The 25131-nt window shown below is 60.0% G+C and carries 25 protein-coding genes; 6 read left to right on the forward strand and 19 right to left on the reverse strand.

The annotated features are described in order from the left end of the window. The first annotated feature begins 8 nt into the window (after window positions 1–8). The 4 genes from lepB to MRBLMR1_RS23530 all read left to right on the forward strand — a co-directional run bounded on the left by lepB (window position 9) and on the right by MRBLMR1_RS23530 (window position 3168). Window positions 9–758, forward strand: a complete 750-nt coding sequence (gene lepB / locus MRBLMR1_RS23515; RefSeq protein WP_500066561.1) for a signal peptidase I — start codon at window positions 9–11, stop codon at window positions 756–758. Beyond that, window positions 758–1468 (forward strand): ribonuclease III, encoded by a 711-nt coding sequence (rnc, locus tag MRBLMR1_RS23520; RefSeq protein ID WP_183685013.1) that lies wholly within the window; start codon window positions 758–760, stop codon window positions 1466–1468. Before lepB ends, rnc begins: the two co-directional genes overlap by 1 nt. Window positions 1469–1478: 10 nt before the next feature. Next, entirely contained in the window at window positions 1479–2423 is a 945-nt protein-coding gene (gene era / locus MRBLMR1_RS23525; RefSeq protein ID WP_148145463.1) for a GTPase Era, read from the forward strand. Between the two features lie 229 nt (window positions 2424–2652). Continuing rightward, window positions 2653–3168, forward strand: coding sequence for a PAS domain-containing protein (locus MRBLMR1_RS23530; RefSeq protein WP_183685014.1), 516 nt, complete (start codon window positions 2653–2655; stop codon window positions 3166–3168). A 56-nt stretch (window positions 3169–3224) separates the two neighbouring features. Here the strand turns inward: MRBLMR1_RS23530 and MRBLMR1_RS23535 are convergent, their stop codons facing one another. Beyond that, window positions 3225–3617 (reverse strand): hypothetical protein, encoded by a 393-nt coding sequence (locus MRBLMR1_RS23535; RefSeq protein WP_183827461.1) that lies wholly within the window; start codon window positions 3615–3617, stop codon window positions 3225–3227. A gap of 178 nt (window positions 3618–3795) precedes the next feature. Between MRBLMR1_RS23535 and recO the strand changes: the two genes are divergently transcribed. After that, window positions 3796–4551: a DNA repair protein RecO gene (gene recO, locus MRBLMR1_RS23540; RefSeq protein ID WP_148145460.1), complete on the forward strand. Its 756-nt coding sequence runs from the start codon at window positions 3796–3798 to the stop codon at window positions 4549–4551. A gap of 4 nt (window positions 4552–4555) precedes the next feature. On the opposite strand, the gene MRBLMR1_RS23545 is transcribed toward recO, so the two are convergent. Beyond that, window positions 4556–5794: an MFS transporter gene (locus MRBLMR1_RS23545; protein ID WP_404945242.1), complete on the reverse strand. Its 1239-nt coding sequence runs from the start codon at window positions 5792–5794 to the stop codon at window positions 4556–4558. Window positions 5795–5833: 39 nt separating this feature from the next. Next, window positions 5834–6100, reverse strand: coding sequence for a hypothetical protein (locus tag MRBLMR1_RS23550; protein WP_500066565.1), 267 nt, complete (start codon window positions 6098–6100; stop codon window positions 5834–5836). On the opposite strand from MRBLMR1_RS23550, the gene MRBLMR1_RS23555 reads away from it, so the two are divergent. Then, window positions 6099–7778 carry a flagellin N-terminal helical domain-containing protein gene (locus tag MRBLMR1_RS23555; RefSeq protein WP_500066567.1) on the forward strand — a complete coding sequence of 560 codons (1680 nt, stop codon included), beginning with the start codon at window positions 6099–6101 and terminating at the stop codon, window positions 7776–7778. The two genes, MRBLMR1_RS23550 and MRBLMR1_RS23555, sit on opposite strands and share 2 nt — an antisense overlap. 27 nt (window positions 7779–7805) lie before the next feature. Here MRBLMR1_RS23555 and MRBLMR1_RS23560 read toward each other — a convergent pair whose 3' ends face one another. From MRBLMR1_RS23560 to MRBLMR1_RS23635, 16 genes are all read right to left on the reverse strand, one after another. Next, window positions 7806–8702, reverse strand: a complete 897-nt coding sequence (locus tag MRBLMR1_RS23560; protein ID WP_500066569.1) for a DMT family transporter — start codon at window positions 8700–8702, stop codon at window positions 7806–7808. 212 nt (window positions 8703–8914) lie between these two features. Further along, window positions 8915–9763: an MOSC domain-containing protein gene (locus MRBLMR1_RS23565; RefSeq protein WP_500066911.1), complete on the reverse strand. Its 849-nt coding sequence runs from the start codon at window positions 9761–9763 to the stop codon at window positions 8915–8917. Window positions 9764–9793: 30 nt separating this feature from the next. Continuing rightward, window positions 9794–10450 (reverse strand): HD domain-containing protein, encoded by a 657-nt coding sequence (locus MRBLMR1_RS23570; protein ID WP_500066571.1) that lies wholly within the window; start codon window positions 10448–10450, stop codon window positions 9794–9796. Continuing rightward, window positions 10447–13167, reverse strand: a complete 2721-nt coding sequence (locus MRBLMR1_RS23575) for a DUF2339 domain-containing protein (protein WP_500066912.1) — start codon at window positions 13165–13167, stop codon at window positions 10447–10449. The genes MRBLMR1_RS23570 and MRBLMR1_RS23575 overlap by 4 nt, the downstream gene beginning before the upstream one ends. Before the next feature lie 361 nt (window positions 13168–13528). Continuing rightward, window positions 13529–14362, reverse strand: coding sequence for a mechanosensitive ion channel family protein (locus MRBLMR1_RS23580; RefSeq protein WP_500066573.1), 834 nt, complete (start codon window positions 14360–14362; stop codon window positions 13529–13531). A gap of 108 nt (window positions 14363–14470) precedes the next feature. Continuing rightward, window positions 14471–15007, reverse strand: coding sequence for a tyrosine phosphatase family protein (locus tag MRBLMR1_RS23585; RefSeq protein ID WP_206826463.1), 537 nt, complete (start codon window positions 15005–15007; stop codon window positions 14471–14473). After that, window positions 15004–15585 (reverse strand): HD domain-containing protein, encoded by a 582-nt coding sequence (locus MRBLMR1_RS23590; RefSeq protein WP_500066913.1) that lies wholly within the window; start codon window positions 15583–15585, stop codon window positions 15004–15006. The genes MRBLMR1_RS23585 and MRBLMR1_RS23590 overlap by 4 nt, the downstream gene beginning before the upstream one ends. A gap of 44 nt (window positions 15586–15629) precedes the next feature. Further along, entirely contained in the window at window positions 15630–16472 is an 843-nt protein-coding gene (gene ygfZ, locus MRBLMR1_RS23595) for a CAF17-like 4Fe-4S cluster assembly/insertion protein YgfZ (RefSeq protein WP_500066576.1), read from the reverse strand. A gap of 72 nt (window positions 16473–16544) precedes the next feature. Beyond that, entirely contained in the window at window positions 16545–17630 is a 1086-nt protein-coding gene (locus MRBLMR1_RS23600; protein ID WP_500066578.1) for a DUF2218 domain-containing protein, read from the reverse strand. Between the two features lie 114 nt (window positions 17631–17744). Continuing rightward, a complete protein-coding gene (locus MRBLMR1_RS23605; protein WP_500066580.1) occupies window positions 17745–19943 on the reverse strand; it encodes a TonB-dependent siderophore receptor in 2199 nt (732 codons plus the stop codon). Window positions 19944–20088: 145 nt separating this feature from the next. After that, complete coding sequence (locus MRBLMR1_RS23610) at window positions 20089–20973, reverse strand: helix-turn-helix domain-containing protein (protein ID WP_500066582.1); 885 nt, start codon at window positions 20971–20973, stop codon at window positions 20089–20091. Window positions 20974–21095: 122 nt separating this feature from the next. Next, window positions 21096–22811, reverse strand: a complete 1716-nt coding sequence (locus MRBLMR1_RS23615) for an ABC transporter ATP-binding protein (RefSeq protein WP_500066584.1) — start codon at window positions 22809–22811, stop codon at window positions 21096–21098. A 207-nt stretch (window positions 22812–23018) separates the two neighbouring features. After that, entirely contained in the window at window positions 23019–23804 is a 786-nt protein-coding gene (locus MRBLMR1_RS23620) for a hypothetical protein (protein WP_500066586.1), read from the reverse strand. Window positions 23805–23818: 14 nt separating this feature from the next. Beyond that, window positions 23819–24076: a hypothetical protein gene (locus MRBLMR1_RS23625; protein WP_112457080.1), complete on the reverse strand. Its 258-nt coding sequence runs from the start codon at window positions 24074–24076 to the stop codon at window positions 23819–23821. Between the two features lie 116 nt (window positions 24077–24192). Next, entirely contained in the window at window positions 24193–24675 is a 483-nt protein-coding gene (locus MRBLMR1_RS23630) for a TIGR02301 family protein (protein WP_500066588.1), read from the reverse strand. Between the two features lie 28 nt (window positions 24676–24703). After that, window positions 24704–25120, reverse strand: a complete 417-nt coding sequence (locus MRBLMR1_RS23635; protein ID WP_148145450.1) for an NUDIX hydrolase — start codon at window positions 25118–25120, stop codon at window positions 24704–24706. Window positions 25121–25131: the final 11 nt, after the last annotated feature.

Genomic DNA, 25131 nt, shown 5'->3' on the forward strand with positions numbered 1-25131 from the left:
ATTTTGACGTGTCCGATAAAGCCGAGACGAAGCAACCGAATGCCATCTGGGAAAACATCAAGGTCATCATTCAGGCCCTGCTGCTTGCCATGGTCATCCGTACGGTTCTGTTCCAGCCCTTCACCATCCCGTCCGGCTCGATGATGCCGACTCTGCTCGTCGGCGACTACATCTTCGTCAACAAGTTCGCTTATGGCTATTCGAAATATTCGCTGCCCTTCTCGCCGGACCTGTTCGATGGCCGTATCCTCGAATTCAGCGAGCCCAAGCGTGGTGACGTCATCGTCTTCCGCCTGCCGCAGCAGCCGGATATCGACTACATCAAGCGTCTGATCGGCTTGCCGGGCGACAGGGTTCAGATGCGCGAAGGCATTCTCTATATCAACGGCCAGCCGGTGCCGAAGCAGGCCGACGGTAGCTTCACCTCGGATTACCGGCAGGATCCGGGCACCAATGTGCCGATCTTCCGCGAAACGCTCGATACGGGCAAGACCTACGATACGCTCGATATGTACCAAAACTCCCGTGGCGACAACACGCCTGAGTTCATCGTTCCCGAAGGCCATTATTTCTTCATGGGCGATAACCGCGACAACTCGCTCGACAGCCGTTTCGACGTCGGTTTCGTTCCGGCTGAAAACCTGGTCGGTCGCGCCAGCGTGATCTTCTTCTCGCTCGGCAACGACACCTCGTTCCGCGAAATCTGGAAGTGGCCGTCCAACATGCGTTGGGATCGTCTGTTCAAGGGCGTCAACTGATGAAGATGAAACCATTGTCGGCGGAAGAGCGAGGCCAGCTGGAAACGGTAATCGGTCATGTCTTCGCCGACAAGCAATGGCTTGACCGGGCGCTGACCCATGCCAGCACCGGCACCGCCAAGAATGCCAATTACGAACGGCTTGAGTTTCTCGGCGACCGCGTGCTTGGCCTGTGCGTCGCCGAACTCCTCTTCACCACCTTCCGCTCGGCGGAAGAGGGAGAGTTGTCGGTGCGCCTCAACCAGCTGGTCAGCGCCGAAAGCTGTGCCACCGTCGCCGATGAGCTGGAACTGCACCGCTTCATCCGTACCGGCGCCGACGTCAAGAAGCTGACCGGCAAGCGTATGCTCAATGTTCGCGCCGATGTGGTGGAAAGCCTCATCGCTGCGCTCTATCTTGATGGTGGTCTGGAAGTTGCCCGTGCTTTTATCCTGCGTTACTGGCAGGATCGTGCCAGCAAGCCCGATGCTGCGCGGCGCGATGCCAAGACAGAGCTGCAGGAATGGGCGCATGCGAAATTTAATACCACCCCGTCCTACAGGGTGGACGACCGTTCGGGACCGGATCATGATCCGCGCTTCACGGTAACGGTAGAAATAAAGGGCGTTGCGCCCGAAACCGGCACCGACCGGTCGAAACGGGCAGCCGAGCAGGTTGCCGCAACGAAGCTCCTCGAGCGCGAGGGCATCTGGCCGAAGAGCCAGGATTGATTGGATCGATATGACTGAAGACCACAACATTGCCGGCGAAGAAAATGAAGCTGCCGGCGGCCCGACCCATTCCGGCTTCGTCGCGCTGATCGGCGCCACCAATGCCGGCAAGTCGACGCTGGTCAACCGGCTCGTCGGCGCCAAGGTCTCGATCGTCAGCCACAAGGTGCAGACGACCCGCGCCATCGTGCGCGGTATCGCCATTCACGACAATGCCCAGATCGTTTTCATGGATACGCCCGGTATCTTCAAGCCGCGCCGCAGGCTCGACCGCGCCATGGTCACGACCGCCTGGGGCGGCGCCAAGGATGCCGACCTGATCGCGCTTCTGATCGACAGCGAGCGTGGCATTCGCGGCGATGCCGAAACGATCCTCGAAGGCCTGAAGGACGTTCGTCAGCCAAAGATCCTGCTTTTGAACAAGATCGATCAGGTCAAGCGCGAGGATCTGCTGGCGCTTGCCGCCGCAGCCAATGAAAAGGCCGACTTCGAGCGCACCTTCATGATCTCTGCGACGACCGGTTCCGGTTGTGACGATCTGATGAATTACTTCGCAACGACCCTGCCGGAAGGCCCATGGTATTATCCTGAAGACCAGATCTCCGATCTGCCCATGCGCCAGCTCGCAGCCGAGATCACCCGCGAAAAGCTGTTCCTGCGCCTCCATCAGGAACTGCCCTATGCCTCTCACGTCGAGACGGAAAAGTGGGAAGAGCGCAAGGATGGCTCGGTTCGCATCGAGCAGGTCATCTATGTGGAGCGCGAGAGCCAGAAGAAGATCGCGCTCGGCAAGAATGGCGAGGCTATCAAGGCAATATCGACGGCATCACGCAAGGAACTGTCCGAAATTCTCGAGCAGCCGGTGCATCTCTTCCTGTTCGTCAAGGTTCGTGAGAACTGGGGCGATGACCCGGAACGCTTCCGCGAAATGGGCCTGGAATTCCCAAAAGGTTGATCGATCAACGATTTTTCTCGTTTCCCGTGCTCTTGATTTCCTTCAGGTCCGCCCGATCTGCATGGAAATAGTCCACAGTCAAACGTGATATATCCTATATATACGCACAACTATACGCGGTGAACTTGACACGACGCAACTGTGGAACTTTGATCTGATTTGTCACTGGTCTGATTCAGGCTGTTGGCTGATAGGGATGGAAAAAAGCGCCACAAGGATTGCGAACCGCATGGCCACCAGCAAATATATGGGACGAGACAAAGGCGTGGATTTGAAGGACGCTGTCGGGTTCTTCAGCTGGGATTTGAGCGAAAACAAAGTCTTCGCCGACAGTGTTTTCGCCCATATCTACGGTATTCCGCCTCACGAGCTAGAGATCGGAGCTCCGATCGAGCAGGTCATCAAGCATGTCGCGGAAGACGACATGCCCCGGGTGGCCAAGGCGCTGCACGAGACCATCGTCTCCGGCAAGCCGTGTCATCAGACCTACAAGATCAGTCATCCGAGCGGCAAGAGCATTGTCGTGACGGGGCAGGGGCGCTGCCTGCGCAACGGCGAAGGCATGCCGTCGATCTATACCGGTTTGGTGACCGCCGAGGAAAACGGTGTGAAATCTAACGACGCGGATCGGCTGGCTTCGCATTGCATGGAGGCGCTGAAGCTTGCCAAGCGCCGCCGCCATGCCTTGGCTGAACGCTATTTGACTTCGGCGCTGGGAGCGCTTGGCCGACGGGCCGAGAATTAATGGACCCCAAAAAGAAGATCCGGCGGCAAGCGATGGTGTGCCGCCGGCGCTTGCCGTTATTTTTGCCGCGCCATCAGCGCCTTGACTTCCTCGAAGCGGCGGCGGTTGTCGGGTTCCTGCTCGCCCGGGCCATAGCAGGTTTTGGAGATGCAGAAGCGCACCAGCCCGAAGGGCGGTGTCGCCTTGTCGAACTGGCACTCGATCTCATTGTTATAGTCTGTCGGCTTGGCATCCTCGCGGGTGGAATAGGTCAGGCGCGCGCCGGGCGGATCGAGTTCGGGGAAGGACTGCACGATCCCGGTCTTGAGCGATGGTACCAGCAGGAAATTCTTTGCCACCGCCACGCACGCCTGCTCCAGCTGCGGTGATTGCGCCGCAGCCGGCTGTGCCGGCAGGAAACCGGCAAGGGCCGCAGATGCCAAGGTGGCAGCGAAAACGATATGTCTCATGGGAACTCCCTGAACCGGTTCTTGTTTGGCGAGAGAATTCCGCTGACAGTCAATTTGTTCCACTGGAGATGACACCCGATCGCAGTTTTTCGAGATCTGTTGCACATCGCGAAACAGATTCAATCTGAACGACTTATGCGGTAGAATTGAATCGGTTCGGAAAGGTCTTCAAGTATCGATGCAGTGGCAGGACGAGGCGATCATTATTGGCGTCAAGCGGCATGGCGAGACCAGCGTCATCGCCGAGTTGATGACGCGTGAGCGCGGTCGCCATCTGGGCCTTGTCCGCTCTGGTCGCTCTCGCTCCATGCAGCCGGTCCTGCAGCCGGGGAACCGGGTCGAGGCGGTCTGGCGCGCAAGGCTCGATGAGCATCTGGGTGAACTGAAGCTCGAACCTGTGAGGCTTAGGGCCGCAAAGCTGATGGAAACGGCCACCGCCGTTTACGGCGTGCAAGCCATGGGGGCGCTGCTACGCCTTTTGCCTGAGCGCGATCCGCACCCGCATCTTTTCGATGCGCTAGATATCATTCTCGACACGATGGATGACCCCGCCGATGCGGGCGAGCTTTTCGTCCGGTTTGAACTGGCAGTGCTGAACGACCTCGGTTACGGCCTCGATCTTACCGAATGCGCGGCGACTGGTGTGCGGCAGAACCTCAAATATGTCTCGCCAAAAAGCGGCCGGGCGGTATGCGGCGAGGCCGGTGCACCCTATGCCGACCGTATGCTGGCCCTGCCGGCATTTCTCGGGGAGGGGCCAAAACCTGCAGCCGACCGCGACAGCATGCTGGCAGCGTTCCGGCTGACCCAGTTCTTCCTTCACCGTCATGTCTACGAGCCGCGCGGTATCACCGCGAACGACGCCCGTGAAGGGTTCGTTCAGGCAGCCTTGAAGGCGCTCTCTGCGCGCCCTGTGGATCGTCAGGCCGGCTGAACCCTTATTCCGCCGGCTGGATTGCTGCCGGCCGGTCTACAGACTTTTCCTGGATCGGCCAGTGAACGATTGCGGCAAAGATGCCGAGCGCCACGCCGAACCACCAGACGGTATCGTAGGAGCCGAGCTGGTCATAAAGAGTGCCTCCCATCCAGACGCCGAGAAACGAGCCGACCTGATGCGACAGGAACACGATCCCGCCCAGCAGGCCGAGATGCCGTGTGCCGAACATGATCGCGACAAGCCCGTTCGTCGGCGGCACGGTGGAAAGCCACAACAGCCCCATGACGATGGCGAAGATGATCACCGAAAGCGGCGTCTGCGGCAGAAGCAGGAAGGCTGTCACCGCCACCGAGCGCGCAAGATAGATGTAGGCGAGGAAATAGGGCTTTGAATATCGCTGGCCGATTACGCCTGCCGACAGCGAGCCGATGACGTTGAAGAAGCCGATCAGCGCCATGGCGATCACCGCATAACGGGCATCGATGCCGATATCGCGCAAGTAAGCCGGGAAGTGTGCCGTGATGAAGGCCACCTGAAAGCCGCAGACGAAAAAGCCGCTGGTCAGGAGCAGATATCCCTTGTGGCCGAACGCCTCCCTCAGCGCTTCGCCGGCAGTCTGCTTGAACGCGGCTTGCGACTGTGTCCCCGAGCTTGAATTGCCGCGCAGCGGAATGGCGAGCAGCGGGATTGCCAGCATCATCACCGCCATGATGACAAGACTGTCCGACCATCCGTAAGTGGAGATGAGGGCCTGGCTCAGCGGTGCAAAGAGAAACATGCCTGCCGACCCCGCAGCAGTTCCGATACCGAAGGCGAACGAGCGCTGTTCGGGCGTCACGTTGCGGGCGAAAGCCGAGAGGATCGTGCCGAACGAGCCGGCACCTACCGCAAGCCCGACCATTACCCCGCCTGAGAGGTAGAGAATGCTCTCAGAATGCGCTGTCGACATCAGCGCCAGACCCGCCGCGTAAAGCAGACCCGAGAAGGTCAGGACACGGGCAGTGCCCCATTTGTCCGCGATCGCCCCGAAGACGGGCTGGCCCAGACCCCAGGCAAGATTCTGGATCGCCATGGCAAGCCCGAAGGTCGTGCGGTCCCAGCCTGTATCGGCAAGCATCGGCAGCTGGAAGAAACCCATGGCCGAACGTGGCCCGAATGTCAGAAGCGCAACGAGCGCGCCAGCGCAGATGATAAGCCAGGGCATCGTCGCTCGAGCGGAAACGGGCGCAGCTTGAGACATGGGTGTCCTCCATAATGGGAAGATGTTCATATACTGTCATCACGCGTTGGTGAAACGAGTTTTGCGAACGTCATCCATCAGCGCAATTGATGGCGCCAGGCTCGAATTGAACGCTCGGACACGCGCCGAGTCGGTTTGTACGGTTACGTACGAAGGCTTGAGGCTTGCCAATTGGCAATTTTTTGTTAACCATAACTGACAAAGTTCAAGTATCGCGATTTCTGCGATCCGGCTCATGACGACGCCATAATTCAATCGATTTATCCGGTACGTCATGACAAGTATTTTAGCGAACATTTCTGCCATGTCGGCGCTTCAGACGCTGCGGGCAGTCTCTTCCGGATTGAATGACACCCAGGAACAGGTTTCCTCCGGTCTCCGGGTGAAGGTGGCTTCCGACAACGTCGCCTATTGGTCGATTTCGACCACCATGCGATCGGACAACAAATCGATTTCTGCGGCAAGCGATGCGCTTGGTGTCGGTGCAGCGAAGGTGGATACCGCTTATGCTGGCACCGGCGCGATAATCGATGTGCTGACCGATGTGAAGGCGACACTCGTCACCGCCAGGGAAGACAGTGTCGACAAGGCTCAGATTCAGAACCAGATCTCGCAGCTGAGCAAGCAGGCCGACAGCATCGTCAGGTCCTCCAGCTTCAGCGGCATTAATTATCTGCAGACCTACAGCGGCGATCACATCAACAATATCAACGAGCTGGACGATGTCGTCGTGGATTCGTTCACCCGCAATGCGGATGGCGCGACGACGATCAACACAAGCAAGGTTGATCTGAGAAAAACCAGCATGCTGAACGATTTCGGCGGCGGCATCCTGCAGAAGGACGATCTCGATTATTACATGCCGCTCGGTGGAATGACCACCAGCAGCTTCTATCACGAAGGGCATGAAGACCATTATTTCGACGGACCGATCACCTTCAGCGGCAGCGATTCCGTGCAGTTCGATCTGCTCATCGACAACAGCCCGGAATCTGCCGGCATGCCTTTCCATATCACGATCGACAAGGGCGTTATCGATGCGGCACTTGGAACGAATGACGGCGAGATAGACAATGTCTTTCAATTGCGCACGGTCATTCAGCAGGCTTTCACCAATGTCGGCGCCAACGCTTACGCAGACGTCTACGGCACGCAGGCGACTTCGCCCACGGATGCATACAATTACGAGATCCGCACGCTGGAAACGTCTCCGAATGTTGGATCCAGCATCTATATCAGCGGCATAACCAGCACATTCGGGCCAACGGTGGCAGAGCGCACGCTTGGTCTCGATTCGATGCCCCGGATCGACCATGACAACATGATCACCAGCTCTTCGATGAATCTTCTCTGGAGCTTCAAGGTGATGCTGGACGCGACGATCTCATTTGACCTGAGTATCGATAACGCGCCGCTCCAGACTTTCGTGATCGATCGGACCGCCGTTGACACAGCACTTGGAACAACCGACGGCCGGATCACCAGTGGTGCCGATCTCAAGGCAATTGTCGACTATATCGTTCCAGGCTTCGAAGGCCTTGCCGTATCCGTTTCCGGCAACCGCCTGACATTCCGGGCGGATCAGGCGATCTATCCGGGTTACGGCAACAAGGCGGTGGATTTCTACATCAGCTCGTTCCGGCCGGATCCGCCCTTTACGCTGCGCTTCGATCTTTCCGAAATCGACGTCACAACCGACGATTTCACCATCGACGAATATCTGGAAGGCGTCGAATACATGCTCAGCCAGTCGATCGATAGCGGCGCCCTGCTGGGGTCGGTTCAGCAACGCATCGAGATGCAGGCGGCGTTCTCACAAAAAATGATGGACGAGGTCGAGAGCGGTGTGAGCCGTCTTGTCGACACAGACATGGAAGAAGCTTCAATGCGTCTGCAGGCGTTTCAGACGCAGAAGCAGCTCGCGCTGCAAAGCCTGCAGATCGCCAACTCGCAGCCGCAAAACATCCTCAGCCTGTTCAACTGAAACCGCCGCTCGACCGGTTGACCCTTTTTACAGCGACCCCGGTGGCTGGACGGGCGGACGGCGCTTGCCGAGCTGTGCTTCGCGCAGGATCGTGAACAGGCCGGCGCCGATGACGATCACGCAGCCGCCGATCATGTTCCAGCTCATCACCTCGCCGAAAATGAACGTGCCGATCAGGCAGACGAGCACGGTCTGCCAGTAAAAGATCGGCTGTACCACGACGGCATCCAGCACGTCGAAGGCGCGGATCAGCAGATAGTGTCCGGTCATGCCGGTAACACAGAGCGCTAGCATCCAGAACCAGTAGTCGGGTGTGATCGTCGTCCAATAGAACGGCCCGATCAACGTGATCGCCACGGCTCCCGCAATGCCGGTATAGAAGAAGCTGGTTTGCGACGTATCGGTCCTGCTGACCATACGCGTCAGAACCGAATAGAGCGCAAACATCAGGGTACAGGTGATAGGCACGATGATGCTGGCGCTGAAGCTTGCATGCAGCGGATCGATGATCAAAAGAATGCCGATGAAGCCGACGCCGATGGCAGCCCAGCGCCGCCATCCGACGGTCTCGCCGAGCAACGGCACCGAAAGGCAGGCGACCACCAGCGGTGCGGCCGCAAAGATCGTGTGCGTCTGGGCAAGACCGACATTGGCGAAGGAATAGATCGACACGACGATCTGGAAGACCAGAAGCGCACCTCGGATGATCTGCAGAACCAGCCTGCTGCTCTTGGCTGTTTGCTTGATGCCACCCTGGTTGCGGGTCGCGAGCGCCAGCACGAAGGCGGCGAAGAACCAGTAGCGGATCATCGCCACGAAGACCGGCGGATAGGCCTGGCCGAGATGTTTGGAAATACCGTCCTGAACCGCGAAGATCGAAACCGCGGTCAGTGCGAAAAACAGGCCTTGGGTGCGTGGTGTCATGAAATAAATGCTCTTGAGCGTTTTCCGGTCAGAAAGCGCCCAGGAAGCACGATGACAACGCAAGGCCCGAATCTTGATGTTTGAGAATGCAGCCGTTTTTGGCCGTCAGCACGCCATGCCGGCAACATATCATTGCGCATGGCTGCCATGCGTCAAGACGCCTATTGCCGTCCGCGGTACGCTCTTGTCGTGGAATTTCGCCCTATGCGGCGTCAGGCGCGCCGCTTGATCGCCCAGGCATCGCGTGTGCCGGTAATCGTTGCTGCGTCACCGCGCCTGATCGTGCCTTCGCCGCGCGGCACGGCATTCCAGCCGAATAGCGGGCCGGGTACGCGCCGGTCGCCCGACATGCGGATACGGCCCATCGCCGGGATCGGGCTCGGCCCCTCGCGCGAACCGGTCTGCTGGTCCTGCGTGGTCATGATGCAGCGGGCGCAGGGTTTGACGAAATCGAACCGGACGCCGGAAATCTCGATGCCTTCCCAGTTGTCTTCGGCCCAGGCCTCGTCATGGTCGAGCACGATATTCGGCCGGAACCGGTCCATGCCCACCGCGCCTTCACCGTTTTTCGCCATGTCGGCGTTGAGCGCGGCAAGCGAACCCGTCGTGGTCACCAGCACCTGATAACCGTCGGCAAAGGTGACCGGCGTATCCGGCCCCGCCCATTCGGCGCTTGCGATGCGCTCGGCCTTCTTGTCGAAAAATACGAGCTTCACCTCGCGGCCGAGCCAGGTGGAAAGGATCGCATTGGCCCCGTCATCCGCGACTGCGGCGCTGACGGGAGATTTCCAGACGACGACGTCCATGCGCCGGTCGGCGGGCGGAACCGCAAGCAGGATTTCGCCCTTGCCATCGACCGCAAAACGGTAGCCGACATCGCGTGGCTCGACCATCACCTGCGCCAGTTCCTGCAATTCCCGCTGGGTGATGAACTGTCCGGACGGATCGACCACCATCATCTGCCGGTCACCGGGAATACCGGCGGCGGTGATCACCGCTTCATTAAGCGAGATGCCGCGGGCGCTCTTCAATGGGTAGAAATTCAGCTCCGCGACCTTCATCATATCGTCCTCAAATACTGTTTCCGGATCTCAGCCCTGAATTTCGTCCAGGAACATATCCCTTATCTGTTTCAGCCGCTCGTGCCGCTCACCGGCCAGCGCCCGCCCGGCCTCGGTCTGAAACCCGTCGGCGAGCTTGAACAGCTTGACCTCGAAATGGTCGATGGCAAAACTCTTGTCGTCCAGCGCACGCTCTTTGGCAAGCGGATCTGCGGGGTCATAAAGGCCTGATCCCATCCGTCCGGCAATGTAGAAGCAACGCGCCGCGCCCACCATGCCGATTGCATCCAGCCGGTCCGCATCCTGCAGGATTTTTGCCTCCAGCGTTTCGGGCGGAATATTGGCGGAAAAGCTGTGCGTCGTGATCGCATGCGCGACCGCCTCGAACGCCGTCTTCTCCCAGCCCATGCCGGTCAAGATGCCGCTGGCCTTGTCTGCCGCCAGCCGCGAGGCCTGCGCTCTCAGCGGCGAGTTCTTTTCCACCGCCACGCAATCATGCAACAGCACGGCAGCAGTCAGAACCTCGCCATTGCCGCCTTCCTTCGCATGGATCCGCATCGCATTCCTGAACACCCGCAGGATATGCGCGATGTCGTGGCTTCCGTCGTCGCTGTCGGTCGCGTGCGGAATGAGCTGCCGCGCCAGTTCTTCGTAAGGGGCAAACGCGGCGGCGAGGGTGAGTGTCATGCAGTGCTTTCCTTGGAATCGGGTTCGACACTCTTCTTCACCAATATCCGCTGGTAGAAAAGCCCGATCCCGATCAGTACCGCACCAAGTCCGATGAAGGAGAGCGCCCTCAAGATGCCTTCGAGGTTCGACATGTCGATCAGGAACACTTTCAACACCGCGATCAGCACCAGTCCGGCAGAGGCAAGCCTTATGCTCTTGGCGTCAAGCTTCGAGCCGAGCGCCAGCAGCCCGACGCCGATGATCAGCCAGACGACCGAATAGGTATAGGTCTCACCGGGAATGAACCCCTTCCAGTCGGCGATATTGGTTCCCTGCCAGAAGCGCCGCACCGAAAGCGTCGCCCAGAGGAAACCGAGCACCGCACCCGAAACCGCGAGCATTGCCACATAAGGCGCCGGCCGCCGCCCGCGGGCGAGATAGGCTACGAACGCGTAAGCCAGAGCCGGTAGGAGATAACCGAGCAGCAGCAGGTTGACGAAGGGCCACGGCCCGGTGTCCTCGCCCGAGAAGAACGGGTTGAGCGCAAACACATGCAGCGAAAGCACATTCGCCGTCGCCACTACGCCGGCGATCATCGAGCCGAAGCGGAAGACCGGCGAGGGCGATTTCAGGTCGAGCGTCATCAATATGCCCGAGAAGCCGATGGTGATCAGCGTATAGATCGACTGTTCGCCAAGCGTCGGCGCATCGCCGGAAAGCTTTCCGCCATTCATCGCGTGATGCACGAGAACCGCAATCGTGATCAGCGCCGAGAGCGACGCGAGCGCCTGCATGATGTTGCGCACGCGGAAATCCGGAGAGTCGCGCAGCAGCCAGGCGGAGATGATCGCAAGCAGGGTAGGGATGCCGTAGCCGATGAGAAGCGCGTTGAAGAACGGTGTCGTGCCGAGGCTGTTGGCGCCGATCAGCGTCGGCTCCCAGGCGACGCGTCCGAAGACGATCACGATTGCCGCCGCCATCATCCAGGGCAGTGCCGGCCAGGTGCGGACCCGCATGGCAATGAGATAGGCAAAGCCGAGAAGCGATACGAGAACGGTGGTGACAATGCCGTTGGTCAGCGCATGCAGCGCCAGCGTCAGGCCCGCGAAGGAACCGGCAACCGCAAGATTGGCCGGCCAGTCGTTTCCGTCGTCCTCGCTCCTTCGAAACAGCCATTCGGCGGCGGCGATGAGCGCCGCACCGATCACCACCCCATAAAGCCCGTGCGTCCAGTCGCGGAAGAAATTGCCGAAGTTGAGGAAGGAGATGAAGCCGAGCGTCACCGGCATCGCTCCCATCAGCAAGGCCCAGACGATCGAATATTCCCTTTTCTCGTTGCGGAAGCGCCTCAGGGCGGCGACACCCAAAAGCGTAAAGATGGCGCCGAGCAGCAGGCTGACCGCAATCTCGTTACCGGAAAGCGGAAGCGGGATCGGCGTGCCGTCCAGACCTTCCGGTGCGATATAATCGAGCAATGAAAGGGCGGTGATAAGCGTGCCGAGAACCGCACCTGCGGCCGACATAATGGCCGGCCAGAATGCATAGGCGCGAGCCGCACCCAGTGCCGCAAGCGTCACGATGACTGCCAGGAATGCGAATTGCGGGTCGATCCCCGTGCTGGTGCCGCTGGCAACGGTGGCGAGCGCACAAAGCACGATCATGATCGATAGCGACAGGGTGATCTTCAGCGGCGGCCGTTTCAGCAGCGAAGCCCAGCCGGTGCCGGCGGCTGCGGAATACTGCTGGCCTGGCCAGAGGAAGATCGTGCCGGCAATCATCACCAGCATGGTAAGCGTGGGCGGCAGCGGATCGAAACCCGTGCCGATTGCGGCATAGACCAGCACCCAAAGCCCGGTGCCGATATTGGCGAGCATCGGCACGACAGTCCAGCGGCGAATGCGCGAGGCGGCATCGACCGCAAGCCAGGTGATGCCGAGGAAGAGGAACAGCGCATTGGCGTTCGGCGCGTCCGTCGTTACCAGAAGCGGCGTGACGAGCGAACCGAGCAGGCCGAGACCCGCAAGCGCCTGACCGTGCAGCAGCGACAGCGCAATCACCGCAAACGAGACCAGCGCCAGCAGCACGAAGGCCGTACCGGAGCCGATGAACTCGTAAAAGGCATAGGCCGCAAACACTGTTCCCAGCAGCGTCACCGCACCGGCTGCCGTCAGCGCGCCGGGGATCATCGCATTGGCATAGATTTCGGAAATCTTCGGCAGTGCCTTCCGCCGCACGATCTCGCCACCGGCCATTAGCAGCAGGCCGAACATCGATGCCAGCGTCAGCCGTGCCGCGGGGCCAAGCAGGCCGGCCTCGATCGAATAACGCACGAGAAAGATGCCGCCGAATGCCAGCGCCACGCCGCCGACCCAGACAGGCCAGCGGGCACCAAGATAGCTTTCGAGATTTTCCCGTGACGGCTTTTCCCGCACCGGGCGAGTTGGCTCCGATATCGCCTCTTCGGCCTGGGTCTCGGCGGCGATCGGCTCCGGGGCGTCCTGATCCGCATGGGCGGCCTGCGCAGCGTCCGGCTCTTCAGCCCGCATCTCCTCCAGAACCGCGTCGGCAGCCTCTTCGCGCAGCGGTCGCGGCGCAACTGCCGGGTCGAAGCCACCCTCGGCGATCATCTGCTTGAGTGCAGCGAGTTCCTTTTCCACCCCGTCCACACGGGCAGACACTTTCCGGTTCTGCGACACCAGAAAGAACACAAGGATGACCAGCAGGATATCGATCAGGAACACGTTTACTCCCCCTATGCCGGTGCGAGCCCTGTATCGGGCAAGAGTGTCGCAGCGTCAGGCGAAGTCAATGTAGAGGAAGGACCGCGCGAAAAAAGGGGCAGAGTTGGCCTTCCACAGGCCATGACGACGCCCAGGAATAGTCGGAAACCGGTATGTTGCGGAAATCACCGGCATCGCGCCGCTGCGTCAGGATCGGATCGATCCAAAAGGTATCGGGTCCGGTCCTCGTAACCGGACCCGATACATCCTTGCCATCGTCTGCGCCCGGCTCCGGCTCGCCCGCGCCCTGAAAGGGGCAGCGGAGGTCCGCTCGTGCCGGTACTCTGCCAGGCGACACGATGGATAGGGATCCCTGTTAGACCGTGACCTCCTCGGAGGATTGAGGCGCTTCGGTTTCCGGCTCCTTGCCGAAAGCGAGCTTGACGGCCTTGGTCATGTCGCGGCTGACTTCCCACCACTGCTTGCTGCCGATCCAGTATCGCAGGGTGATCTTGGCGCTGCCCGCGTCGAAATCGGAAATGAACGCAGTCGGTGCGGGGGATTTCAGCACGCGCTTGTCCGCTGCCGCGAGCTTGATGAGCTTGCTCTCGGTCACATCGACATTCTCGTCCGCGCCGATCGAAATGGTGATCTCGTGGCGGCGGGAGGCAAGCCGGCTGTAATTGGTGATCGGCACGTTCCAGAGAGTGGAGTTCGGCGCCAGCCGATAGACGCCTTCGGCGGTCTTCAACTCGGTCGCAAACAGGCCGACATCGACGATGGTACCGGTGACGGCGCCCGTCTCGATCGTTTCGCCGACACGGAAGGGGCGCAGCACCAGCAGCATGATGCCGGCGGCAATGTTCTGCAGCGTACCCTGCAGCGCCAGACCGACGGCAAGGCCGATCGCGCCGAGTGCAGCAAGGATCGATGCCGTCTGCACGCCGAACTGGCCGAGCACCATGACGACGACGAGGATCAGCGCCGCATAACGTATGATATTGGAGAAGAACTGCGACAGCGTCGCGTCGATACCGCTGATGCGCGACAGACCGTTATAGACCCAGCGGCTGAGCAGCCCCGCCACCAGCCAGCCGAGCACCAGCAGAATGAGCGCGCCGATGACGGAGAAGGAATATTGAACGGCCAGGGCCGTCAGCTGGGCAAGCGCCGTTCGTGTCGCGACGACAAAATCGGATGCCTGATCCATTCCGCAAATAACTCCATTTTTCCTTAGCGCCCGTAATTGGCGCAAAGGGCTAAGAGGTCAAGGCAATCGCGGAAGGTTTTCTTCAATTTCAAGAAGATATCATATTATTCAACTATTTGGCGAGGTTTTCTGCTGTGTCTCTATCGAAAATGAAGCGCGACCGTCTGTCTCCGCACCGCGCCCTATCGCTTTCACCGCGGCAATCAGCCGGCCGTCACGCTGAAGCATTCGGTCACCGATTTCGATCAGCCGCGTATTTGGTGTTGCATGGGGTGCGACCTTGCGCAGGCGCTGCGCCAGTGCGGCATCGTCTTCTTCCGGGTGAAGCGCCAGAATGGCGATGACAGCTGCTGCCGGAGAGCGGGAAACGCCCATCCAGCAATGCACGACAAGCGGCGCCGACTGGTCCCAGCCGTGGACGAATTCGATCAGCTGGGCGACATGCGCCTCGCTCGGCGCAATCAACCCGCCGGTGCCGGCAAAACCGATATCGTTCATCGCCAGCTTCAGGTGCCGCTCGGCACGGATCACGCCCGGCCGGTGAAAATCCTGTTTTTCCGCGATCAGGCTCACCATTTCCTTCGCGCCGTGGCGAACGGCCGTTTCGGCAATGCTGGCAAGCGGGCAGACGACGATGGTGCTCACTTGGTCACCGCCTTCGTCCGTTCCGCCTCGATCGCCTCGAACCTTGCGATGAACAGGGCCTGCGCCTCGACGGCCGAAAGTGGCTGAAGCGGCAGCATCTCGCGGGTAATGCCGCGCGGCTGGCCGAAGAATTTGCGCGCCTCTACTGCGGTAAAGCCGGCAAGCTCGGTCGCCTCGAAATAGGCGGCGATCGTATCGGCCTTCTTGATCAGCACCTTCAACTCCCTGGTCGGATGCGGCGGCAGGCCGAAGCGGATATGCACGGCCGCTTCCAGCCGTGCCTCGACCGTCTTGTAGCCACCGCCGACCACCGATTTGAACGGCGAGATCATGTCGCCGATCACATATTCAGGTGCGTCATGCAGAAGCGTCATCTGCAGTGCATCGAAAGACGCGGTCTCGTTGCAGCGGCGAAAGATTTCTTCCACCACAAGGCAATGCTGGGCAACGGAAAACGCGTGGTCACCGCGCGTCTGGCCGTTCCAGCGGGCAACGCGGGCAAGCCCGTGGGCGATATCGGCAATCTCGACATCGAGCGGCGAGGGATCGAGCAGATCGAGCCGCCGACCCGAAAGCATGCGCTGCCAGGCGCGCGCGCCAGAGGTCGCACCGGTTGTCGCACTCAAGATTCGACCCCTTCGGCCTCGGCAGGGAAGGTAAGCCCGGTCCATGAGGGCAGTTCGATTACCACCGGCACATCGCCAGCCAGAAGCGGCACGCCATTGGCGACCGCATCCCCCACACGGTCGATCCGCACGATGGCAAGCCCGTTCCTGTCTGAGACCGACCCGAGCGTTCCGACCGGTTTGCCGCCCGCCGTAATTTCGGTGCCCGCTGCCGGAAGCGCTGCCTCAGCCGTTACATGCGCCACGCGCCGGCGCGCCGTGCCGCGATGCTGCATGCGTGAGACGACTTCCTGGCCGACATAACAACCCTTGCGGAAGGAAAGTCCGCCATTCTTGTCGAGCAGGATGTCATGCGGGAACGCATCCTGCAGCGCATAGTCATCACCGGACACCACGAGGCCGGCCGTTATCCTGAGCGCCTGATAAGCGTCCATCCGATCATCGGCATGCTGGCCCGGTTTTCGCGAAAGCGCGATCCCCGCCTTGGCGAATGCGCTATCCACGACCGCACCCTGATCCGCCTCGTCATCCCAGAACACGGTCACGCCATCTTCGGGCAGGGCGGCAAGATCGACCGCCGCACGCAGCTTGTACATCATCAGCCGCTTCATCAGCGCATCGCGCTGGACAGTCTCTGTCTCGGCAATAAACCCCTCACCATCCCGCCAGATGATGAAATCGAACAGGATCTTGCCCTGCGGCGTCAGCAGAGCGCCGGGACGCGCCTCCTTGTCCGGCAGTCCCTCGATATCGGTGGTGATCAGCGAATGCAGGAAATCCTGGGCATCTTTGCCGGAAATGCGGATCAGGCTGCGGGTCGGAAGATAGGCTTTGGTCATGGAACGGGAATCCCTCTACTCACCACGGAGATAAGTCTTCGCGGTGAGCGGAGCAAGCCGAATGCGAAACCATCAGTCGGTGTGACCGCGACGCCAATAGGTGATCGAGGTCATCCGTGTCCGGTCGAGCCCGTTTTGCTTTAATCGGGCGCGGATTGCCTGAGCCTCGGTCTTTTCGCAGGCCGCCCAGACGAAGGTCTCCGGGCCGAGCGATTCAAGCCTTGCAGCAAGCGCCGGTTCCAGCAACCCGGCGGTACCCGGCTCCGCACCATCACGATGCAGCCATTCGATCGAAAAATCACCGGCAGCGCAGGAAATCGCCTGTTCCTCTAACCTGTTCGCCACTTCGAGGATTGCATGGACCTTCATGTCAGGCGTGGCGAGTTCGATCATCCGCGCGATCGCGGGGAGGGCCGTCTCGTCGCCGGCAAGCAGCAGATCTTTCGCCTCCGGCATGCCGCCCGCACCGGGGCCGAGCAGCGCTGCCCGGTCGCCCGGCTGTGCGGTCAGGCCGAATTCGGCCCCCGGCATGCGCCGCCCACAGTCGTCATGCACGACGAAATCGATCGCCATCTCGCGGCGCTCGAGGTCGACGCTACGGATCGTGTAATAGCGCACCGCGATCTCGTCCGCGCCTTCCGGCCAGCCGATGCGCCCGTCTGCCATCGTCACCGGCCAGATCGGTTCACGCCCTTTCGGCGGCATAAGGAGGCGCACATGCAGTCCTTCGGTCGTGTCGAAACGGGCCGTATCCGTGCAGGAGACGGTAAGCCGTCGCATCCTTGGCGTCACGTTGATGGCCGAGACCACGGTGATTTCGCTCAGATTGGCAAGCTTTTCCGGCTTCGGCTGGTCGGCCCATTCGAGCGTCAGCGGATCATCGCCGGCAAACATGAAGAGATGTTCAGCAATGATGCCACGCGTCATCGACAGCATGTCCCCGGTCGAGCAGGCAAGCCTGATATCGAGCTGTTCGCTGACCTTTGAAATATAGGCCTCGCCGATCTCGCTCGACAGCGTCACATGATCGCCGTCGCGAAATACTTCGGCATGGTCGATAAAATGCTCGCAGATCTCGCTCAGCATCTCGCCCGCATCGGCAGGAATGGCCGTGCCGGTGAGAATGAATTCCCGATACGGAAATGTGGCTGCGTTCACGATCATTCCTCTATGCGGGTTAGAACCTGGCGAAGACAGAAAAAGAAAGGCCCCATCGGGGCCTTCCTGATTAACTTCACTGGAATTGTCAACTTAGCGTTTCAGGTAATGGGTTTACCAGACCTTGCTGAGCTTGACAGTAAACGTGCGGGCATCGCCGTAACCGCAGGCGCCGATCCCGCCGCAAGCCTCGACATATTCCTTGTCGAACACGTTGGTGACGTTGAGCGAGGCGGTCCAATCATCCTTCTTGTAGCGGATCGCCGCGTCGACGACGGTGGAAGAAGGAACCTTGAGAGTGTTGGTGTCGTTGGCCCAGGACTCACCCTTATAACGCAGGCCGGCGCCCAAACTGAGGCCTTCAAGCGCGCCGGTGGTGACCGTGTAGTCGGCCCATAGCGACGCCGTCCAGTCTGGAACGATATAGGGCGACTTGCCGATGAGTGCCGGGTTCGGATCGTTCTTCGTCACTTCCATGTCGGTATAGGCAAGCGAGCCGAGGATCTTCCAGTTCTCATCGATATTGACCTTGCCTTCCAGTTCCACGCCCTTGGATTCCACCTCGCCGAGCTGGTCCACCCACGGAGCGAAACCGACGGAAACCGTGTTGTTGCGCTTCTTGATGTGGAAGACCGAGGCGGTGAACGAAGCATCCATGAAGGTCGGGTCGTACTTGACGCCTGCTTCGTACTGCTGGCCTTCTTCCGGCTTGAGCGGTCCGGACGCACCCATGCCGATCTGCGGATTGAAGAAGGTTGCGGCGCTGACATAAGGCGTCACGCCATTGTCGAATTCGTAGGCGAGGCCCGCCCGCCCGCTCCAGGCGTGATCGGTATCCTTGTAACTGTCGTCAGCGTCGAAGGCTGTAACCGGCAGCTTATCCTTGAAATCGCTGTCGATATAGTCGAAGCGACCGTTCAGCGTCACCAGCCAGCCACCGCCGAAGCGGATCTGGTCCTGCGCATAGATGCCAACCTGATGCATCGTGGCATCCTGGTTGTAGAGAGGCCCGGCCGGTGTCTGCGGCAGGCCATAGACAGGATCCGTCGGGTCGATCGTGCTCGCGCCGAAGGTCGAGTTCTGGATGTTCTTGATATTATAATAGCGGTAGTCGGCACCGACCATGATCTTGTGGTTTGCGCCGGCGATATCGAAGTCGTTCTCGATACGATTGTCCCACGCCACGTTGTTGACGCTCGTGTCGCCCGAGAAATTGATGCGGTTGAGATCGCCGGTTGCCGTATAGAGATACGGGTAGACGAAATGTTCCCACTTATCGAGATGGCTGTAACGGAAATTCGAAGTCGCCTTCCAGCCGCCTTCGAACTCGTGTTCCAGTTCGTAGCCGAGCATCTGCTGGTCGTAATGGCCGTTATCGATATCCGGCTCGCCGGGGAAGAAGCGACGGGAGATCTTGCCACCGAACGGGCCGTCGACGACCGTGCCCTCGTAAGGCAGGAAGCCGTTGCCGGTATGACGCTGGTTGAGACCTGCAGCATAGGCAAAGACGGTGAGCTTGGTAGCGTCGTCCGGTGAAATGGTCAGCTGCGGCATGATGAAGCCGCGGATGTCGTTGGTATAGTCCGTATAGCCCTCACCACCGGCCAGTTTGCCGGTCAGGCGGTAGCTGTATATGCCGCTGTCGCCCAGCTTGTCGGAAAAGTCGAAGCCGGTGAAGGCATTGCCGTTACTGTTGATGCCGATCTCGGTGTAATAATAGGGGGTGTCCGTCGGCTGCTTGCGCACCAGATTTATGACGCCACCGGCATTGGCGCCGCCGTAGAGAACCGAGGCAGGCCCCTTTAGCACTTCGACGCGCTCCAGCATGAACGGGTCGATCTGGAAATTGCCGAAGGCGTAACCGAACAGGTTAAGGCCGTCCATGTAGAGACCCGTCTGGCTGGCATCGAAGCCACGCACGTAGAACCAGTCCGTATCCGGGTCTGTACCATAGGGCTGTGCGACGACGCCTGGCGTGTAGCGAAGCGCCTCATCGACCTTGTTGACGACAGCGCGGTCATCAAGCTCGCTGCGGCCGACGACTGAGACAGCCTGCGGAAGCTCATTCAGTGGCGTATCCGTCTTGGAACCGGTCGTCGTCTGCTTGGCGACATAGCCCTTGACCGGGCCGGTGCCGCCCTGTTCGCCTTCGCCCTGAAGCACGATCGGTGCAAGCGTCGTGCTGTTCTGGCTCTCAGCCTCTTGTGCCTGTGCGCTCCAGGCGGCAGCAAGCCCGATGGCAGCCACACCCGCCCAAAGGCTGGCCTTTACGACACCCGCTCTCATTGCGGAAGACTTGACGGTTTTCTTCATTTTTGCCCCACTCGCGCCGCTTTTCCTGCGGTAAAATAATAAGGTGAGTGGTTAACTCAGATTTCTTGTCGGCGCTTGTTTTGATGTGCGGGACTTGAACGATATTGGGCAAAGTTCTCACCCCTCGCGCGTTTGCCCGGATGTTTTATTCCGACTGTGACTTTTTCCACTGCGATGGCGCCAGCCCCATATGCTTGCGGAACACGCGGGAAAAATGCGCGTGGTCGGAAAACCCCGTCTCGGCAGCGATTTCCGTCAGCGGCTGGTCTCCGGATTTCAGCATGTCCTTGGCGCGCGAAAGCCGCGCATTCATCTGCCATTCGTGCGGCGCCATGCCGGTCGAAGCCTTGAAGGAATGCGAGAAATGCGACTGTGACAGGCCGGTCAACACCGCCAGTTCTTCCAGCCTTATATTGCGCAGGCAATGCTGTTCGATGAACTCGCTTGCCCGCTTCAACTGCCAAGGCGCCAATGCACCGCGCTTGCGTGGCTCCGACTTGGCGAGCTTCAGCACGTCGATCAGAAGCGCCAGCGCCAGCCCGTCGCCGTAAAGATCGTGCAGCGGATCGGGATTGGCGATCTCGGCGGCGATCAGTTCGGCAAGCGCCATGACGCGTTGATCGGCAAACACCAGTTGTGGATCCTTCAGCCGCCGCGGATCGAGATTGTCGCCCAGCCGCCGGCTCATCGTGTCTGCTTCGAAATGGATGTCGAGATGCCGGACATATTGCACGTCCTTTATATCGATCCACAGGTCCATTTCGGCGGGGATGTAGGAGATCGGGCTCAGGCTTGCATCCTGCATCAGCCCGGTTTCCCGCGGAGTGCGCTTCAGCGCCGGGCGGCCCTGGCCGCGCTGGTCTAAAAGGATGAACAGGCGCGGATCACGCGCAACGTAATAGCCACCGGCGTAAGCGGCGCATTCCACGTCCCACAGATCGGCGGTAATTCCGTTCCAGTATCGCCGACGCAATCCGCCCAGAACCGAAAAACCCTCGATCTGATTACGCATTCTCGGCTGAAACGTCATGCTCCGACCCCGCGGCTCCACCCTCGTGCAAATGACCACGAGAAAACTATTCTTATTTTATCAAGTTTCTTGCGCATCTTCAACCGTGGCGAACATGACGCCGATCGTTACGGCTTTTTCCGTCAACCGCCGTGCTGGGCCGAATGCAGGCGGTTATAGGCGCCGCGACGCGCGATCAATTCCTGATGCGTGCCCTGTTCCAGAATGCCGCTTTCATCGATCACGACGATACGGTCAGCACCCTGTATGGTGGCAAGCCTGTGGGCGATGATCAGCGTGGTGCGCCCGACGGCAAGCTCCGACAGCGACCGCTGGATCGCCCGTTCCGTCTCGGTATCGAGTGCCGAGGTTGCCTCGTCGAGGATCAGGATCGGCGGGTTTTTGAGGAACATGCGGGCGATCGCCACGCGCTGTTTCTGGCCGCCGGAAAGCTTGACGCCACGTTCGCCGACAACGGTGTCCAGACCCTCCGGCAGGTCGGCGATCATATCTTCAAGACGCGCTCGGCGCGCTGCATCCATGATTTCTGTATCGCTGGCGCCGAGGCGGCCATAGGCGATGTTTTCCCGCATCGTGCCGCCGAACAGGAACACGTCCTGCTGCACGATGCCGATCTGCTGGCGCAGCGACGCCTTGGTCATCTGGCGAATGTCGATGCCGTCGATCGTGATCGAGCCGCTCGTGACATCGTAGAAACGCGGCAGAAGCGAGCACATCGTTGTCTTGCCCGCACCCGAAGGACCGACAAAGGCGATCGTCTCGCCGGGCTGGATCGACAGGCTGACATTTTTCAGGATAGGCTTGTCGGCGCTGTAGCCGAAGGAAATGCCGTTATAGTCGATCGCGCCCTTGAGCGCACCGACCGCGACCGCATCCGGCGCATCGGCGATATCCGGCTCGGTATCGACAAGCTCGGTGAAACGGCGAAAACCGGCAATGCCCTTCGGATAGGTCTCGATCACCGAATTGATCTTCTCGACCGGACGGAAGAACACGGTGACGAGCAGCAGGAAGCCGATGAAGCCGCCGGCGGTCAGTTCGCCCTGCAGCACGAACCAGGCGCCGCAGATCATCACGATCATCTGCGTCAGGCGCATGCTCATGTAGCTGAGCGAGGTGCTGGCGGCCATGATCTTGTAGGCTTCGAGCTTCACGCGGCGATAATTCTGGTTGTCGCGCTCGAACAGCGCCCGTTCATGCGGCTCGTTGGCAAAGGCCTGCACCACCCGCATGCCGCCGACATTTTCCTCGATACGGGTGTTGAAATCGCCCACTCGGTCGAAAAGCCGGCGGAAATTGGCGCTCATCCGCGCACCGTAGCGGCTGGTCACCCAGGCCGTCAGCGGCACCACCAGCGCGGTGATCAGCGCCAGCTTCCAGTTGACCGAGATCATCAGCGCCAATGCGCCGATGAAGGTCATGATGGCGATGAACAGGTCTTCCGGCCCGTGATGCGCAACCTCGCCGATCTCTTCCAGATCCTTGGTCAGCCGCCCGACCAGATGCCCGGTCTTGTGGTTGTCGTAATAGCGGAAGGAAAGCTTCTGCATGTGGTTGAAGGCTTCCCGGCGCATGTCGGTCTCGATATTGATGCCAAGCATGTGGCCCCAATAGGTAACCACCACCATCAGGCCGGTATTCATCGCATAGCAGATGAGAAGCGCGATCGATGCGATCACGATCAAGAACCACTCCTGTGTCACCAGCAACCGGTCGACGAACAGCTTGACCGCCATGGGAAAACCGAGTTCCAGCAGGCCGGAAAGAACCGCACAGCTGAAATCGAGAATGAACAATCCCTTGTAGGGGCGGTAATAGGCAAAGAAACGGGAAAGCATTACGGCATCTCTGGAATGTGGTTCGGCGACAGAACGCCAGAAGGAAGCAGCCAAACTTGAGCCGCATCCTCCATATTCGAAAATGAACGGGTTCGGAAAGTCCAAATATCCGCGGGGGCAGGCCGAAACTGCTCATGGTGTTGCGTTAAGGCGTCTATCCGCTCTCAGAGCGTACGATGCGAGCATGCGAGGCCTAGAGCGAGGACCTTAGTCGCCGCCGGCCATGAACTTCCATTGTCCGTCCGGCGAAATGCCCAGACGATAGAAATTGTAATTGCCGGTCTCTTCCATACCCATCAGGTCGCCTGCGGTGACGATGCGCAGCAGCTCGACCCGTTCCGGCGCCGTGAGTTCGGAAAGCGGCTTGCCGATGAAATAGGGCCAGACGTAGGCTTCGTCCGGCGTTCCCGCATCGACCCTTGCAGCTCCCGTCGCCAGAAGATCGAGCATGATTGCGAGGATTTCCTGGCCTTCCGCATCGCCGGAAAAGTTTTTGAGCGTGTCGATCGGATCGTCGCTCTCATTATTCATGATCTGCGGCGGTTTCGGCGTGCCTTCGATCAGCGGGCGCAGCCGTTCGATATCACCGGACGCGGCTGCTTCCACCAGCCTTTCGCGCATGGCTTTCACCGGCGCGGGCAGGGCGGAGAGATCGCGGATGATTTCTGCCGAGGGCTGATCGGCAGCAGATGTCGATCCGGCTCCACTCGGATTGGCATCCGTCCCATCACTCTTGGGAGCGGTTTTGTCGTCGGCAGCTGGCGCCGTATTCTCCGCGTCTTGCTGGCGCGCGTCACCTTCCGGCGAAAGTCCGGGGCGCGTCTGGGTTGCGTCTTCAAACGCCTGAATCAGGGGCGTTTCCTGCGGGCGAATATCCTCGGCGACAGGCGCCATGCGTCCATCCGAAAGCGCAAACGCGTTTGCTGAAACGCAAAATGCAGCCGCCGTTGCCAGCAGCCTTGTCGTGACGGATTTGAAAATGGCGTTCCGCATGGGAAGCTCGAATATTACTGGATGTTGCGTTCGGGAGAAAACTCGCCAGCCAGCATGCGCTGGCGAAGTGATTCGAGCAGGGCTTCCGCACCTTCCTCGCCACGCTGGCGGATCGTTTCGCGCATGGCGAAGGCGATTGCTGCGTCTGCGATGATTTCCGGCTCGATACCGTCTGCGCGTCCGTCTGCCCAGGCGTCGTTCTGATATTCGAGCGCGACCTGCATCTTTTCGTGGACGATCATGTCATCGATTTCGTTGCGGCCTGACTGCATACTGAACTTTCCTCGGTGCCGGCCAATGAGGCCGATTTGATTACTGCGCCGTTAAGAACTTTATCAGCCTTTTATCGAAACGACACGCCTTCCTGACGAAAGAGGTAAATAATCCGCTAATTTCCGAAACGCGAGGTTATTTCCGTCGCAAGTGTTGCGCCTTCGTTACGGTATCGCTCCTCAGCCGTGCGCGCCGCAACTGTGCAGGACGTGTGCACGGCAGCAAAGGAGCGGTATCCACGATTATAGGCGGCCGTCAACCGCTCCCGCCGCGCTGGCTCGTTTGCCGCATCGGAATCGAGCAGCTGCCGCATCGTCCGGCGCCAGTCCTCCTGCGGTGCGCCGCACAATTCGCGCAGGTAGCTGATCGAGCCCAGGACCTCGGAAAGCCGCAAAAGCTGCGCATCATAAGGGGCAGGAAGGGAGGTTTCCGCCGGTGCCGGTTGCTGAACCGGAGCCCTGGTCTCGGCCGCAGACTTCTTCGTTCCCTGCGCTGCAAGCGGAGAGGCGATGATCAGAAAAATCGGGAGAGCGAGGCAGGCGGCGAATTTCAAACGGAATTCCTTGGGTTGGTGTCCGAGGTCGATTCGCCTGTTCATGATTCGGCAGCGATCCGACGCGCCGATATTACCGGTCGGCTGCGAGCGCCGCCAGCTTTTCGGCGCAATCGCGAACGCTCGGCGGGCAGGGCAGGCGGCGGATTTCTTCCGCGGTGTACCAGCCGGGATCGGCCGCATCGTCGGCGGCAACAGCCTCGACATGCCGATCGGCCTCGATCCTGAAGACGGAGAGAAAGAAATGGCTTCCGCCATCCTTCTCGCTCTTCAGGTCATAGGTGGCAAAGAGCGTCGGATTGCGCGCCTGGATGCCGGTTTCCTCGAAGAATTCCCTTAGCGCCGTTTCTGCCGGCGTCTCGCCCGGCTCCGCCCGTCCGCCGGGAAAGGCAAACAGATCGGCCATCGGCGGGTTCTTCCGCCGGATTAGCAGAAAGCGACCATCGCGTTCGAGAATTGCGGAAGAGGCGGCTTGGGGGGAGAGGGGCATGTTTTGATATT

The sequence above is a fragment of the Neorhizobium sp. LMR1-1-1.1 genome (assembly GCF_040675795.1).
In the GTDB taxonomy this organism is placed as follows: domain Bacteria; phylum Pseudomonadota; class Alphaproteobacteria; order Rhizobiales; family Rhizobiaceae; genus Neorhizobium; species Neorhizobium cellulosilyticum.